This is a genomic window from Vannielia litorea (assembly GCF_019801175.1).
In the GTDB taxonomy this organism is placed as follows: domain Bacteria; phylum Pseudomonadota; class Alphaproteobacteria; order Rhodobacterales; family Rhodobacteraceae; genus Vannielia; species Vannielia litorea_B.
The window spans coordinates 1,825,541-1,837,654 of the sequence record NZ_JAHVJR010000001.1; the positions used below are offsets into that span (position 1 = coordinate 1,825,541).

Here is a 12,114-nt window from a genome sequence, read left to right on the forward strand (position 1 = left end):
TTCGGCTCAGGCCGTGGCCAGCCACTCCGGCAGGTGGCCGATGTGCGGCAGGACCACTGCGGCATGGGGCGCAAGCACCTCGGGGGGTGTGATGCCGGTGCAGACGGCCACGCAGACCATCCCCGCCGCGCGGCCAGCCTCCAGATCATGGGTGCTGTCACCGATCATCACGCAATGCTCCGGCGCGAGGCCCTGCGCATCGGCGAAGGCAAGGCACATGCCCGGCCCCGGCTTGGCGCCATGGCCGCTGTCATAGCCCGCAACGTAGGCGAAGTGCTCTGCCACCCCGGCGGCGATTAGGTGGGCATGGGCGGCGGCTTCGGCGTCATTGGTCGCAATGCCCAGCACATGGCCCCTGCCCCGGAGCGTGTCGAACAGTGCGGTGAGGTCAGTTGCCGGCACTTGCGGGGCCGCGGCGGCGGCGGTGTTGATCCGGTCGGTCAGCGCCGCCCGGTTCCAGCCCCTTAGCAGCGGCAAGACCGGCGCAATCGCCTCCTCGGGAGTTCCGGCAACGATGGGGCTCTCGGGCGAGAACTGTGCAGTTTCCGGATCGACCCCCATGGCTTCCGCCAGCCGTCTCGCCAGCGCCGTATCGCCTTCGGCCAACCCGTCGATGAACCCCAGCGTGAATCCGCCCCAGCTTTTCTGGTAATCGAACAGCGTGCCGTCCTTGTCGAAGAGCAGGCCCTTGAGCCGCGGCGCGCTCATGTCCAGCTCGGCATATCGCCGCCCGGAAGTGCCATGCGCGCCTGCATCGGCACGGTGTATTTGAGCCCCGCAGCATCGCAGAAGCCAGTGACCCACGCATCGTCCATCGCAAGAAAGTCCAACACCGAGGCAAGAAATTCGGGCTCCGCCGCCCGCGCCCGCACCTCGGCCTCCGACACGCCCGTTGACCCAAGAAATACAGGCAATAGTTCGTCATTCCCGGCCAGCCAGGCGAGGGCCTGCAAGCCGATGGTCTCGGCGGAGTCACGATTCATTTTCTGGCCCCATTAACTTTTGGAAAGGTTTTTTTAACCATCTGCATACAGACTGGCCTTCACAGGGGAAAGGCGCAGAAGCGCTCGGAAGGATCGTTGGATGCCAGGGAAAATCCTGATCATTGATGACGTGCCCGCAAACCGGGTCGTCCTCAAGGTCAAACTCGCCGCCGCCTGCTATGACGCCGTCGCCGAGCACAGCGGGCAGGATATCGTGGCGCTGGTGCGGGGCATTCGGCCCCGTCTGGTGATCGTGGACGCAGACCACCCCGATGCGCCCGCGTTGCAGGCCATCGAGGCGCTGCGCGCCGATGCCGAGTTCGGCACCCTGCCGGTGATCGTGACCGGTGCGCCCTCGGACCGAGCCAGCCACACCGAACTGATGCTCGCCGCCCTCGCCCGGGGCGCCGACGCCTTCCACCCCAAGCCAGTCGAAGATGCACTTTTGCTCGCGCGCATTCGCCAGTTGCTTCGCCTGCGGGAAATTTCCGAGGAGCTGCGGCTGCGGGAAACAACGAGCCACGCTCTTGGCTTTGCTGAGGAGATCGAACCCTTCGCCCGCCCGGCGCGGATCGCCTTGATCGCAGGCGATGTGGAGACCGGCCAGCGCTGGCAGGAGGTTCTGAAGGGTCATTTTGCGCACCGGATCTCGGTGCTTGATCAGCATGCAGCGCTCGGGGAGCATGCGCCCGCCTTGCAGGATGTCTACGTGATCGCATCGGAACTGAAGCGCCCGGGCGACGGACTACACCTGATGAGCGAGCTGCGGTCGCGCCGTTGGTCGCGCCATGCGCCCTGCCTCATCGTCATGCCCGGCAGTGACCCGGCACAGGCCGCCATGGCGCTGGACCTCGGCGCGGCCGACCTCATCGACGAGCCGGTCGAGGGCAGCGAGTTGGCGCTCCGCCTTACCGCGCTCATTGCCCGCAAACGTGAGAGCGACCAGTTGCGCAGGCGGGTGCGCGACGGGCTGAAGCTTGCGGTGACCGACCCGTTGACCGGGCTCTACAACCGCCGCTACGCGCTCTCGCACCTCGCCCGGATCCGCAACAATGCTGCCCACAGCGGCAAGAGCTTTGCGGTCATGGCGCTCGACCTCGATCACTTCAAACAGGTCAATGACCGGTATGGCCATGCTGCGGGAGACGAGGTCCTGCGGAGCGTGGCGAAGCGTATCGCGGGCAACCTGCGAAGCGTCGACATGGTGGCCCGCATCGGCGGCGAGGAGTTTCTCGTCGCCATGCCCGACACCACCGAAGAGGATGCCCGACGCGCGGCGCAGCGCCTGTGCCGGCTGATCGAGGCAGAGCCGATCCCCCTGCCCGCTCCTGCGCGTGGAAGCCTGCGGCAGACCGTCTCCATCGGCGTGGCCCTCGGCGGCGGTGCGGGCAGCGACTGGGTCGATGAAGCCGGGGCGGAGGCGATGCTGGAAGCCCTGATCGATCAGGCAGACCGCGCTCTGCTGTCGTCCAAAGCGCATGGTCGAAACACCGTTACCCTTGGGCGCAACGCCGCCTGAACCTGCTGTCCCGGGCGAGCGGGTTTGCATCTGGGTGCTGCTCCATCGAAGCTCCGCGCCAGCACGGTGCCGAATACCTACAGCCTAGGCCCGAGCCGTTCCAGCATGGCAAGGCATTGCGACAGCTGGGAAATTTCAAGGAACTCATCGGGCTTGTGGGCCTGCTCGATAGAGCCGGGACCGCAGATCACCACGTCGATCCCGAGTTGCTGAAAAACGCCCGCCTCGGTGTTGAAAGGCACCAGCGCGCCGCCGTTGGAGCCGGTGAGCGCGCAGGCCAGGGCGGCGGCCTCGCCGTGGGTCGCCGGCATGAGGCCGGGGGTGTCGCCGATGGTTTCGGTCGTGATTGCAGACTCCGGCGCAACCTCCTGCATGGCCGGGAGCAGTATGTCACTGATATAGCGCTGCATTTCGGTGCGGACGAACTGCGCATCGGCGTCTACCACAGGGCGCATCTCCCACTGCACTTCGGCCTCGGCGGGGATCACGTTGTGGGCGAAGCCGCCGATGAGGCTGCCGGTGTTGATGGTGGTCCAGGGCGGCTCGAAGCGGCTTTCGGGCGGGGTGCGGTCCTTGAGGGATTCGCGCAGCTCCATCAGGCGGGCGATGTAGCGGGCGGCGTATTCGACGGCGTTGACGCCTGCCGCCGGGTCGGAGCCGTGGCCGCCGCGGCCAGTGAAGCGGGTCGTGTACTCGCAGCAGCCCTTGTGGCCCTCGACGACGCGCATGGAGGTGGGCTCGCCGATGATGGCGAGGGAGGGCAGGATCTCGCGGGATTTCAGCTGCTCTGCCAAGGACTTGGCGCCGAGGCAGCCGGTCTCTTCATCGTAGGTGAAGGCGAAGTGCAGCGGGCGGGTCTTGATTTGCGCGGCGAGCGCGGGGGCCATCGCCACGCAGGCGGCGATGAAGCCCTTCATGTCGCAGGTGCCACGACCGTAGAGGCGGCCCTCACGGGTGCTCATGGTGAAGGGATCGGCAGTCCATGCCTGCCCCTCTACGGGGACCACATCGGAATGGCCGGAGAGCAGGATGCCGCCCTGAACATCAGGCCCCAAGGTGGCGTAAAGATTGGCCTTTTCGCCGCAGTCGCTCTTCATCACCTCGACACGGGCGCCGACATTCTCGAGCCGGTCCGCAAGCGCGCCGATGCAGGCAAGGTTGCTGTCGGCGGAGACGGTGGGATAGGCCACCAGCTCGCCCAGAAGCGCAATCGTGTCGTCCAGCGTGGTCATGGCGCGAGACTACGCCTCAGGCCCGGCCCCCGCCAGCCCGATCGGGCGCTCCCCGGCCAAGAGGGGCGCGTGGCGGGCGAAGAGAGTCGAGATGCGGCGACAGACCTCGCGGATCTCGGGGCGGTGTCGGTCGTCATTATGGGTCACGAGATGTTGCCGTTCGGTTAATTCGTCGATCAGCGCGCCAGCGCGGGTGAGACGCGGGTCGGCGTCACCGACGAAACAGGGCATGACGCCGATGCCTGCACAGCCGCGCACGAGGTCATGCATGGTGGCCACGGAGCTTGCCCAGGCGGTGACCTGAACAGGCTGGCGCAGCACCCAGCGGGCGGCGGGGTGCATGGCATGGGCCTCATCGACGGCGACCCAGCCTGCGCTCACCGGATCGGCCATGTGGCGGGCACGGAAGGGTGCAAAGCGCAGGGTTTGCAAGGGCTTGGACGCGAGGTTGCCGCTGGTCGGCGGGCTGTTCCGGATGCCGATCTCGACCTCGCGGTGGGCAATGTCGAGCCGAACCTCAGTGGTGCAGAAGGTGATGCGGAACGGGTCTTCAGGGCGCCAGAGCTCGGTGAAATGGTCGGCCATGAAGGCGGCGGTGGCAGTGCCGGCGGAGATGCGGACGGCGGGGCGATTGCCTGCGGCGTCGAGCCATTGATCGAGGCTCCGGGCGGCGGCGGCCATGGGCTTGACGCGGGCCAAGAGCCCCTGCCCTGCTGGCGTTAATTCGTAGCCATTTCGGGACCTTACGAAGAGCTGCAGGCCCAGCGCCTCCTCCAGTGCCAGCATCCGGCGGCCGAGAGTGGCGGGGCTGGCACCGGTTTCACGCGCGGCGGCGGAGAGGCCGCCGGATTCGGCGATGTGGAAGAAGAGGCGGAGGTCGTCCCAGTTTTGCATTTTTGAAAAGAAAGCTTCGGTATCGGGCAGTTTAGTACGCCCATTAAGGCCTTATCTTTTCAATAACGCAACAATTGGAGGCTGAGATGACACCGATCCTGACCATCCTTCCGCGCCGGAACGACCGGCGAAAACCCACGCCGAACGAGATCGAGGAGTTCTACCAAAACCACGGCAAATGGTGGGGCGCACGGTTGGTTAACCGCTTCGCAGAACGCAACGCAGAGCCAATAAACACTGATGCACAACTTATGCACATCCGATGCACATCCCATGCATACGCAATCTGCAAAGATTGACCGCGTGGGGCCGTTAAGACCGCCGGACGGTGGCGCAAGGAAGGCTTAAGCGTCGCGCTGTGCGATCCAGTCGTGGTCGGGGTGGTTCTTGAACCGCCATTTGCGGATCGGGCCAGCCATGACGTTGAGGTAGTACATCTCATATCCGTGCGGGGCGCCGCAGGGGTGGTGGCCCTTTGGGACGAGCACCACGTCATGCGAATTGACGCTCATGGTTTCGTCGAGCGAGCCGTCTTCGGTGAAGACCCGCTGGTGGCCGTAGCCCTGCCCGGGGTTGAGCCGGTGATAGTAGGTCTCTTCGAGGTAGGTCATGTTGGGATAGTCATCCTCATCGTGCCGGTGCGGCGGGTAGGACGACCAGTTGCCTGCGGGGGTGAAGACCTCGGTGACGAGGAGGCTGTCGGCCACGTCGGACTCTTCCATCGCGATGGGGAAGATGTATCGGGTGTTGCTGCCCTTGCCGCGCGTGACCTTCTCGGGGCGCGGAAGGATGCGGGCCTTGTGGCCGCCCTGCCCGGCGGGCGCGGTGCAGACGCCGATGGTGCAATCGGTCGTGGCGGTGGCCTGCCAGTCGGCGCCGCCGGGGACGTAGACGCAATGGGGGGCGGTTTGCTCGAACACGTCCATCCGCTCGCCCTGCTCGCCGAAGTCTTCGCCTGCTGCAGAGATGTTGGCCTTGCCCTCGACCATGACGAGAATGACCTCGAGATCGCCGGTGGCCTCGGAAACGCTCTCGCCCGCCTTAAGCCGGTAGCACGAAAAGCCGACATAGCCCCAGTCCGGGGACTTGGGGGTTTTGGCGTTTCCAATGGTGATCTCGTGGATCTTGCCGGTCTCACCGGAGGGTTTGCGGAGCAGGTCGGACATGGGCGTTCCTTTCAGGGCTGGCGGCGGGCGTGCTGGGCGCGGGCGGCCTCGGCGAAGGCGGACGCTTCCCAGCCTTCAGCGCGGGCACGGCGCAGCAGGGCGGCCTGGGTTTCGGGCGCGAGGCCGCCAGCGGGTGGGTTGGTGTCGAGATTGGTGGGGAAGCTGTAACCCTCGGCGCAGGCGGCGATGGCGGCGGCTTCCTGCAGCGGCGGCAGCGAGAGGGTTTGCAGCACCGGATAGAGGGCGAGGGACATGGCGAGGCGGTCGAGCGACTCCATCGCGCGGCCCATGGGAGAGCTGACTTGCAGCAGGTTGGCCATGCGCTGGATGTCCGCGCTCACGTTGTCGCCCGCGCCGTGGAAGAGCGCAGGGGAGAAGAAGAGCGCATCGCCCTTTTGCAGCGGGAGCTGGATGAAGGCCTCTTCGAAATAGGCGGCGAACTCGGGCTCGCGGTAGGCCATGTAGCCGGGGCCGTAGAGCTGGCTGAAGGGCAGCAGTTTGGTGGGGCCTGACTCCAGCGGCATGTCGCAATGGGCAACGGCGCCTTGAAGGGTAAGGAAAGGCGAAAGCTGGTGGACATGGGCGGGGAAGCGGGCGGCCTCTTCGCCGGTCTGGAAGCCGAGGTGGAAGTCGCGGTGGGCGGTCTGGGCCTTTCCGCCGGGGCGGACGAGGTTGACCTGCGCGGTCATCTGGTAGCCCGGGCCGAGCCATGCCTCGGCGACTGCGTCGATGGCGGGGCTGGCAAAGCTGGCGGCGAAGGCCTGCGGATCCCGCAGGCAGAGCTTTTGCAGCGAGTTCCAGATGCGGTCGTTTGCGCCTGCGGCGGCGAAATGGTCGGCCTTGGCGCCGGAGGCGGCCTTTTCATCGGCGATGATCGCCTCGTAGGCGGCGGAGGCAGCATCGAGCGCGGCGTGGTCGGGGACGGCCTGCCGGAGCACCAGCACGCCGGAATGGTCGCGCAGGATGGCGGCCCATTCCGCCATGAGGGCGGTGCGCTCGGCAGGGTCATCGAGGGTGAGCGCGGCCACGTCATAGAGCGGCACGTTCTTTTCGATGGCGGCGGCGCGGGGGGCGTCGGCGGGCGCGAGCTGGCGGGAGGTCAGCGCCTTGAAGGCGGCGAGGTCACAGCTTGCGGCAGAGTAATAGGCGGTGTCTTTCATTCCTCCTGCTCCGGGTCCTTCCAGACGATGAAGAACTGGTAGGTCATCCATGCTCCGGCCACGGCGAAGGCCACGGCCCAAGGGGTTGCGCCCATTGAAAGCTCCACCCCGGCCCATGCGAAGCAGAGGACGGTGGCCAGCACCCGCCGCCACATCGGGCGGAAGAAGGGATGCTGGAGATTGAAGAAGTCACCCATCAGGAAATTTCGAGCCCCGCGTTCTGGCAGGCGGCGGTGATGGTCTCGTATCCGAGCTTGGAATAGTCGTAGGGCGGCGCCTTGGCCGGGTCCTGCTCGGCCTCCACCACGATCCAGCCTGCGTAATCCATTGCGGCGAGCCTCGCAGTAATGGCGGCGAAGTCAATGCAGCCCTCCGGGTCGCCCGGCACGGTAAAGGCGCCCGCGATGACGGCATCGAGGAAGGAGCCGTTCGACGCGCGGATCTGCTCAACGACCTTGGGGCGCACATCCTTGTAGTGGACGTGGTGGATGCGGTCGGCCCAGCGCTCGAGCACGGCCATCTCGTCGGCGCCGCCGAAGCGGAGGTGCCCGGTGTCATAGAGCAAGTGGACCTCGGTCGGGCTGCCCTCCATGAGCCAGTTCACATCGTCCTCGTCTTCGATGATGGAGCCCATGTGGTGGTGATAGGCCAGCGGCATGCCCTGCCCTTCCATCCACTTGGCCAGTTCGCCCAGCTTGGCGGCATAGGCCGTCACCTCATCACGGCTGAGCTTGGGGCGGTTTGCCACCGGGGTCGCCGGATCGCCCTGCACGGTGTTGGAGCATTCGGCATAGACGATGCAGGGGGCATTCAGGGCGATGAACTGCTCGACCTGCGCGGCGACGGCCTTTTTCTCGGTTTCCAGATCGTTCACCAGAAGGTTGCCCGAGCACCAGCCGCCGCAGAGGGCGATATCATTGATGTCGAGGTAGTGGCGCAGGCCGGGCGTATCGTGGGGCATGCGCTGCCCGCGCTCGACGCCGGTGTAGCCGATTTCGCGGCTCTCCTTGAGCGCCTGCTCCATGGTGTAGGCGGCGGTGAGGTCGGGCAGATCGTCGTTCTGCCAGGCGATGGGGGAGATGCCGATTTTGACGGGCATGGGGGTTATCCTGCGATCTGGGATTTGCGGGCGGACTCATAGGCCTTGCGGGCCTGCGCGACCTCATCGCGGGTGGAGGTTTCGGGCACCGCCACATCCCACCAGTGGCCGCCGTGGGGCGTGGAGGGGTATGGATCGGTGTTGATGACCACCACATAGGGGCCGGTGGCCTTGTGTCGGGTGGCAAGCGCTGCCTCCAGCTCTTCGATGGTGTTCACCTGCACCGCCTCGGCGCCCATCGAGGCGGCGTGGGCGGCGAAGTCGATATTGGAGGGCTGGCTGTGGATCGTGTGCTCCAGCAGGTTGTTGAACTCGGCCCCGCCGGTGCCCATTTGCAGCCGGTTGATGCAGCCGTAGCCCCGGTTGTCGGTGATGACGACGGTGAAGGGCACGCCCATCATCGCGGCGGTGGCCATCTCGGAGTTGGCCATCATGTAGGAGCCGTCGCCGACCATGCAGATCACGTCGCGCTCGGGCTGGGCGAGCTTGATGCCCATGGCGCCCGCGATCTCATAGCCCATGCAGGAAAAGCCGTATTCCATGTGGTAGGCGCCGGGGCGCGGGGCCTTCCAGAGTTTGTGGAGCTCACCCGGCATGGTGCCGGCGGCGCACATGACCACGGTATCCTCGTGGCTGGCACGTTGCACCGCGCCGATAACCTGCTGGTCGGTGGGCAGGGCGTTGTCGCCTTCGGGGGCATCGGTGAGCGGGTCGACGGCGGCGAACCAGTCGGATTTGAGGGCGGCGTCGGGGGCCTCTGCCGTGTAGTCGCCGAGCGCATTGGTGAGCGCCTCAAGCCCCTCGCGGGCATCGGCCATCAGCGGCATGGCGCCGTGCTTCATGGCGTCATAGGCGGCGACATTGAGGGAGATCAGCGTGGGGTTGGCGGCGAAGAGCGCCCAGCTGCCGGTGGTGAAATCCTGAAAGCGGGTGCCGACGCCGAGGACCAGATCGGCCTTGGCGCAGGCCTCGTTGGCGGAGGATGCGCCGGTGACGCCGACAGGGCCGAGGTTGAGGGCATCGTCCCAAGGGAGAGCGGATTTGCCGGCCTGGGTTTCGACCACAGGGATGTTGTGGCGGGCGGCGAAGGCTTGCAACTCGGCGCAGGCGTGGGAGTAATGCGTGCCGCCCCCGGCGACGATGACCGGGTGCTTGGCGGCGCGGATCGCGTCTGCCGTTTCGGACAGCTCGTAGGCATCGGGCCCTTGGCGGCGCAGGTGCCACGTGCGGGGGGCAAAGAAGCTCTCGGGCCAATCGAAGGCCTCAGCCTGCACATCCTGACAGAAGGCGAGGCAGACCGGGCCGCACTCTGCCGGGTCGGTCATGGTGCGGAAGGCCCGGGGCAGCGCAGTGAGAAGCTGCTCGGGGCGGGTGATCCGGTCGAAGTAGCGGGTGACGGGCTTGAAGCAGTCGTTGGCGCTGGTGGTGCCGTCGGAGAAATCTTCGATCTGTTGCAGCACCGGGTCGGGGCCGCGGTTGGCGAAGACATCGCCGGGGATCAGCAGGAGCGGCAGGCGGTTGACGTGGGCCAGTGCGGCGGCGGTGACCATGTTGGTCGCGCCGGGGCCGATGGAGGAAGTCACGGCCATGGCGCGGCTGCGGCCAAGCTGCTTGGTGTAGGCCAGCGCGGTGTGGCACATGGTTTGCTCGTTATGGCCGCGCCATGTGGGGATGGCATCACGCGAGGCATGGAGCGCCTCGCCGAGCCCCGCCACGTTGCCGTGGCCAAAGATTGCCCAGACCCCGGCGATGAAGGGCTCGCCCGACTCGGTGAGCTGCGCGGTGAGGTATCGCACGAGGGCCTGTGCGGCTGTGAGGCGGATGGTCTTGCTCATGCGGCGTCCTCCTTTTGCGCGGCGGCGCGGGCCTCGTCCCAGAGGGTGCAGAGGCGGGTGTAATTGGCGGCCATGGTGGAGATGGCGGCCTCGTCGGAGACCTCGCCCTTCATCCAGGCGCGGGCGGTCTCGCCGAAGAGTGTGCGGCCCACGGCGAAGCCTTTGACCAGCGGCTGGCGGGCGGCACGGGCGAAGCTGGCGCCCAGTTCGGCCTCGGGCGCGTCGAGACCGAGCACGACGATGCCACGGTTGTGCCGGTCATGCGCCTCGATGGCTTGGACGGCCTTGGCCCATGCGTCTTCGGTCTTGAAGGGTTCCAGCTTCCACCAGTCGGGGTAGATGCCGGCGGCGTAGATGCGCTCGATGATCTTGGGCGTCGTCTCGGCGACCACGGCGCCGACCTTGGAGGGGATGACCTCCAGCAGGAACTCGAGGCTGTTGCGGCGGGCGGCGGCGGCGAGGCGGGTGAGAGAAGAGAGGTGATCCTCCCACATCGCGTCGTCATCATCGGGGTGGCAGAAGCAAAGGGCCTTGACCACGTTGCTCTGCGGCCATTGCGCGAGGCCGCCGAAATCGGGGCCAAGCTCGGGCTCGTAGCGCAGCGGGCGGGAGCCGGGCCATTCGACGGGTCGGCCGATCCAGAGATCGCCCTCGGCGGCGTCCATCAGGGCGTGCTTGCCGAGGCGGCCATCGCAGAGGATGCCGTAGCCGGGGCGGCCCTCCGCGACCTCGCGGGTGGCGGCGAGGCAGAGCTGCTTGAAGGTTCCGATCTTGTCGGTCGTGGCGCCCTCCATCTCTTCGAGCTGGGAGCGATGATCGAAGGCGAAGATATGCATCGACGGCCAGTCGCCCTTGCGATTGGTGGCCCAGTGGATCTGCTCCAACTCGGCATCGTTGCGCAGATCGGGGCGGATGACGCCGCGTTTCAGGAAAAACTCCAGCTCTTCCCACGATGGATAGGCCGGCGTGCAGCCGTGGCGGGAGACGGCGAAGGCGCCGCAGGCGTTGGCATAGGTGAGCGCGGTGGGCCAATCCTCGCCTTTGAGCCAGCCGCGCAGCAGGCCGGACATGAAGCCATCGCCCGCGCCGAGGACGTTGAACACCTCGATCGGGAAGCCGGGGCCACTCTCGCCCTCGTCGAGTGAGCCGGGGATCTCGCCGGTGAAGGCGACGGCACCCATCGGGCCGCGTTTGCAGACGAGAGTGGCAGAGGAGACGGCGCGGACGGCGCGGAGGGCCTCCAGCGTGTCGGTGCTGCCGCCGGCGATATGGAACTCTTCCTCGGTACCGACGATCAGGTCGAAGAGGTGGAGAGTGGATTGCAGCTTGGCGGTGACGGCAGCGCTTTCGATGAAGCGCTCCTCCCCTGCCCCGTGGCCGGCGAGGCCCCAGAGGTTGGGGCGATAGTCGATATCCAGCGCGGTTTGTGCGCCATTCTCTCGGGCGAGCTTTAGCGCCTTGAGGGTGGCGGCCTCGACCTGCGGGTGGCTGAGGTGGGTGCCGGTGGCGGTGACGCAGCGGGCCTCGGCGATGAAGGCAGGGTCGATATCATCTTCGGAAAGGGCCATGTCGGCGCAGTTCTCGCGGACGAAGATGAGCGGAAAGCGCTCCTGATCGCGGATGCCGAGGAGCACGAGGGCGGTGAGGCGCTCGGGGTCGGTGGCGACGCCGCGGGTATCCACCCCCTCGGCCTTGAGCTGCTCGCGGATGAACCGGCCCATGTGCTCGTCGCCCACGCGGGTGATCAGAGCCGACTTGAGGCCGAGCCGGGCGGTGCCTGCGGCGATGTTGGTGGGCGAGCCGCCGATGTACTTTTCGAAGCTGCGCATGTCTTCCAGCCGCCCGCCGATCTGGGCGCCGTAAAGGTCCACCGAGCTGCGGCCGATGGTGATAACGTCGAGCGGTTTTGCGGCGGTCATGCGATGACCCACCCGGCTGCTGTGATGCACGGTTTCACTGGCTTCCTCCCTGTGCCACCCAGAGGTGTTGCTGGCTGAATGCCGGAGCCGGGCGGCCCGCGTCAACGTGTGCCGGGGCTGTTTGGTGGTTTTCATATCATTCATGAAAGCTTTGCGCCGCTTCACGCCGAAACCCGCAGGAGGATGATGGTTTTTCATCATGCCAATTGGCGTGTCAGAGCGTGTCGGGGCGGTGCATGGCATTGAGCGCGAGAGTGTTGAAACGGTGTGAGAGTGGGCCGAGTCTGCCTTGGCTGGGCGTGCTGCC

11 protein-coding genes are annotated in these 12,114 nt (G+C 66.6%); 1 reads left to right on the forward strand and 10 read right to left on the reverse strand.

Annotated features, from left to right (window positions below):
- Nucleotides 1-6: 6 nt before the first annotated feature.
- Together KUV38_RS09060 and KUV38_RS09065 are read right to left on the reverse strand one after the other, a co-directional pair.
- Nucleotides 7-708: an HAD family hydrolase gene (locus tag KUV38_RS09060; RefSeq protein WP_222469730.1), complete on the reverse strand. Its 702-nt coding sequence runs from the start codon at nt 706-708 to the stop codon at nt 7-9.
- Nucleotides 705-983, reverse strand: a complete 279-nt coding sequence (locus KUV38_RS09065; protein WP_222469731.1) for a DUF3572 domain-containing protein — start codon at nt 981-983, stop codon at nt 705-707. The genes KUV38_RS09060 and KUV38_RS09065 overlap by 4 nt, the downstream gene beginning before the upstream one ends.
- 100 nt (nt 984-1,083) lie before the next feature.
- Between KUV38_RS09065 and KUV38_RS09070 the strand changes: the two genes are divergently transcribed.
- On the forward strand, nt 1,084-2,502 hold the full coding sequence (locus KUV38_RS09070; protein WP_222469732.1) for a diguanylate cyclase: 1,419 nt from the start codon (nt 1,084-1,086) through the stop codon (nt 2,500-2,502).
- Between the two features lie 77 nt (nt 2,503-2,579).
- Here the strand turns inward: KUV38_RS09070 and argE are convergent, their stop codons facing one another.
- The 8 genes from argE to iolC form a co-directional block, all read right to left on the reverse strand.
- On the reverse strand, nt 2,580-3,734 hold the full coding sequence (gene argE / locus KUV38_RS09075; RefSeq protein ID WP_222469733.1) for an acetylornithine deacetylase: 1,155 nt from the start codon (nt 3,732-3,734) through the stop codon (nt 2,580-2,582).
- 9 nt (nt 3,735-3,743) lie between these two features.
- Entirely contained in the window at nt 3,744-4,628 is an 885-nt protein-coding gene (locus KUV38_RS09080) for a LysR family transcriptional regulator (protein ID WP_222469734.1), read from the reverse strand.
- 344 nt (nt 4,629-4,972) lie between these two features.
- A complete protein-coding gene (gene iolB / locus KUV38_RS09085; RefSeq protein WP_222469735.1) occupies nt 4,973-5,794 on the reverse strand; it encodes a 5-deoxy-glucuronate isomerase in 822 nt (273 codons plus the stop codon).
- Between the two features lie 11 nt (nt 5,795-5,805).
- Nucleotides 5,806-6,954, reverse strand: coding sequence for a phytanoyl-CoA dioxygenase family protein (locus KUV38_RS09090; RefSeq protein ID WP_222469736.1), 1,149 nt, complete (start codon nt 6,952-6,954; stop codon nt 5,806-5,808).
- Nucleotides 6,951-7,151, reverse strand: a complete 201-nt coding sequence (locus KUV38_RS09095; protein ID WP_222469737.1) for a hypothetical protein — start codon at nt 7,149-7,151, stop codon at nt 6,951-6,953. The genes KUV38_RS09090 and KUV38_RS09095 overlap by 4 nt, the downstream gene beginning before the upstream one ends.
- A complete protein-coding gene (gene iolE, locus KUV38_RS09100; RefSeq protein WP_222469738.1) occupies nt 7,151-8,053 on the reverse strand; it encodes a myo-inosose-2 dehydratase in 903 nt (300 codons plus the stop codon). The genes KUV38_RS09095 and iolE overlap by 1 nt, the downstream gene beginning before the upstream one ends.
- 5 nt (nt 8,054-8,058) lie before the next feature.
- Nucleotides 8,059-9,888: a 3D-(3,5/4)-trihydroxycyclohexane-1,2-dione acylhydrolase (decyclizing) gene (iolD, locus tag KUV38_RS09105; protein WP_222469739.1), complete on the reverse strand. Its 1,830-nt coding sequence runs from the start codon at nt 9,886-9,888 to the stop codon at nt 8,059-8,061.
- Nucleotides 9,885-11,807, reverse strand: a complete 1,923-nt coding sequence (iolC, locus tag KUV38_RS09110; protein ID WP_222469740.1) for a bifunctional 5-dehydro-2-deoxygluconokinase/5-dehydro-2-deoxyphosphogluconate aldolase — start codon at nt 11,805-11,807, stop codon at nt 9,885-9,887. Before iolC ends, iolD begins: the two co-directional genes overlap by 4 nt.
- Nucleotides 11,808-12,114: the final 307 nt, after the last annotated feature.

Excerpts from the sequence above, each read along its gene's own strand:
- iolD (WP_222469739.1), bottom strand. The coding sequence starts at position 9,888 with ATGAGCAAGACCATCCGCCTCACAGCCGCACAGGCCCTCGTGCGATAC.
- KUV38_RS09090 (WP_222469736.1), bottom strand. The coding sequence starts at position 6,954 with ATGAAAGACACCGCCTATTACTCTGCCGCAAGCTGTGACCTCGCCGCC.
- KUV38_RS09095 (WP_222469737.1), bottom strand. The coding sequence starts at position 7,151 with ATGGGTGACTTCTTCAATCTCCAGCATCCCTTCTTCCGCCCGATGTGG.
- argE (WP_222469733.1), bottom strand. The coding sequence starts at position 3,734 with ATGACCACGCTGGACGACACGATTGCGCTTCTGGGCGAGCTGGTGGCC.
- KUV38_RS09070 (WP_222469732.1), top strand. The coding sequence starts at position 1,084 with ATGCCAGGGAAAATCCTGATCATTGATGACGTGCCCGCAAACCGGGTC.
- iolE (WP_222469738.1), bottom strand. The coding sequence starts at position 8,053 with ATGCCCGTCAAAATCGGCATCTCCCCCATCGCCTGGCAGAACGACGAT.
- KUV38_RS09065 (WP_222469731.1), bottom strand. The coding sequence starts at position 983 with ATGAATCGTGACTCCGCCGAGACCATCGGCTTGCAGGCCCTCGCCTGG.
- iolC (WP_222469740.1), bottom strand. The coding sequence starts at position 11,807 with ATGACCGCCGCAAAACCGCTCGACGTTATCACCATCGGCCGCAGCTCG.
- KUV38_RS09080 (WP_222469734.1), bottom strand. The coding sequence starts at position 4,628 with ATGCAAAACTGGGACGACCTCCGCCTCTTCTTCCACATCGCCGAATCC.
- KUV38_RS09060 (WP_222469730.1), bottom strand. The coding sequence starts at position 708 with ATGAGCGCGCCGCGGCTCAAGGGCCTGCTCTTCGACAAGGACGGCACG.
- iolB (WP_222469735.1), bottom strand. The coding sequence starts at position 5,794 with ATGTCCGACCTGCTCCGCAAACCCTCCGGTGAGACCGGCAAGATCCAC.